The organism is Streptomyces sp. NPDC049577 (genome assembly GCF_040675635.1).
Classification (GTDB): Bacteria; Actinomycetota; Actinomycetes; order Streptomycetales; family Streptomycetaceae; genus Streptomyces.
In genome coordinates this window covers 1-2,136 of record NZ_JBFAPH010000579.1, presented here as the reverse complement: position 1 = coordinate 2,136, position 2,136 = coordinate 1, and the positions used below count along the sequence as shown (strand labels likewise).

General features: G+C 65.4%; 1 pseudogene. It reads right to left on the bottom strand.

Going from position 1 to position 2,136, the window contains the following annotated elements:
* Positions 1–1,543: pseudogene (locus AB0K09_RS32865) on the bottom strand (DNA-directed RNA polymerase subunit beta); the annotation flags it as partial.
* Positions 1,544–2,136 lie beyond the last annotated feature (593 nt).

Sequence of the window (2,136 nt, the reverse complement as noted above, 5' to 3'; positions counted from 1 at the left end):
GCACCTCGTCGGTGACCTGGCCCTCGACGACCTTGCGGTACGGGGTCTCCACGAAGCCGAAGGCGTTGACCCGGCCGTAGGAGGCGAGCGAGCCGATCAGACCGATGTTCGGGCCTTCCGGCGTCTCGATCGGGCACATACGGCCGTAGTGCGACGGGTGGACGTCACGGACCTCGAAGCCGGCCCGCTCACGGGACAGACCGCCCGGACCCAGCGCCGACAGACGACGCTTGTGGGTCAGACCCGACAGCGGGTTGGTCTGGTCCATGAACTGGGACAGCTGGCTGGTGCCGAAGAACTCCTTGATGGAGGCGACGACCGGCCGGATGTTGATCAGGGTCTGCGGCGTGATCGCCTCGACGTCCTGGGTGGTCATCCGCTCGCGGACGACGCGCTCCATACGAGCCAGACCGGTACGGACCTGGTTCTGGATGAGCTCGCCGACGTTGCGCAGACGACGGTTGCCGAAGTGGTCGATGTCGTCGGTCTCGACGACGATCTCCGTGCCGTTCTCGCCGAGGGTCTCGACCTCGCCGGCGTGCAGCTTCACCAGGTACTTGATCGTCGCGATGATGTCGTCGACGGTCAGCACACCGGCGTCGAGCGGGGCGTCCGCGCCCAGCTTCTTGTTGACCTTGTAGCGGCCGACCTTCGCGAGGTCGTAGCGCTTCGGGTTGAAGTAGAGGTTCTCGAGCAGCGTCTGCGCGGCCTCACGCGTCGGGGGCTCGCCCGGGCGCAGCTTGCGGTAGATGTCGAGCAGCGCGTCGTCCTGGCCCTGGGTGTGGTCCTTCTCCAGGGTGGCGCGCATGGACTCGTACTCGCCGAACTCCTCGAGGATCTGCTCGGTGGTCCAGCCGAGCGCCTTCAGGAGGACGGTGACGGACTGCTTGCGCTTGCGGTCGATGCGCACACCGACCATGTCGCGCTTGTCGACCTCCATCTCCAGCCAGGCACCCCGGGACGGGATGATCTTGGCGGTGAAGATGTCCTTGTCGGAGGTCTTGTCGATGGCCGAGTCGAAGTAGACACCCGGCGAGCGCACCAGCTGCGAGACCACGACACGCTCGGTGCCGTTGATGACGAAGGTGCCCTTGTTGGTCATGAGCGGGAAGTCGCCCATGAAGACCGTCTGGGACTTGATCTCGCCGGTCTCGTTGTTGGTGAACTCGGCCGTGACGAAGAGCGGAGCCGCGTACGTGAAGTCGCGCTCCTTGCACTCGTCGATGGAGTTCTTCGGGGGCTCGAAACGGTGGTCGCGGAAAGTCAGCGACATCGACCCGCTGAAGTCCTCGATCGGGGAGATCTCCTCGAAGATCTCCTCCAGACCGGACTTGGTGGGGACGTCCTGACCGGACTCCAGCGCTGCCTCGACGCGAGCCTTCCAGGCGGCGTTGCCGAGCAGCCAGTCGAAGCTCTCGGTCTGCAGCGCAAGGAGGTTCGGAACCTCGAGGGGCTCCTTGATCTTCGCAAAGGAGATGCGCAGCGGGGCGGTGCTGGCGCCGTTGTTCGTATTGGCGGTCGAGGCGTTGCGCGAGGCGGCCAAGAGGGGGTCCTTCCGAGGGCTCGGACTCACTACGCGCGTACCGGTCCCACTTCGTGCGTACGGAGAGAAATCCCAGGTCAGAGGGTTTCTTTCAGCAATGCTCGGAAGTGGGCATGCCCCTGGTGACGGGCAGGGAGCAGCTAACAGGCAGCGCAAAGGGTCAGTGTAGCCACTTGGCCCACTGATGTCCAGAGCGGAATTCCGGAGACCGGTGCGATACCAATCTCTCCCTCCGGGATCCTCTGTGTTGTTCCTCGCCGCCTGCCGCAACCACGCGCTCGAAGCGCATGACGATACTTCCCTCTTCGCCCTCGATCCATGCCTCGGACGGAGGACCGATCTGGCGACGCGTCTGGCGACGCGTCCTGAGAATCGCGCGCGGCGTGCCGTTCGTCAAGGGCCCTCGGCGGCAACGAAGATCACCATACTCGCCCATGGGGCCCCGCGCGCGCATCCCTCCCGGGAACGCCCAAGGGCGACCACCCGCATGGGTGATCGCCCTTGGCGTGCTGACGAACGTCAGCGAGGAGTCAGTCGACTCCGTGAGGTCACTTGACCTCGACGGAGGCGCCGAGGCCCTCAAGGGCGCCGGC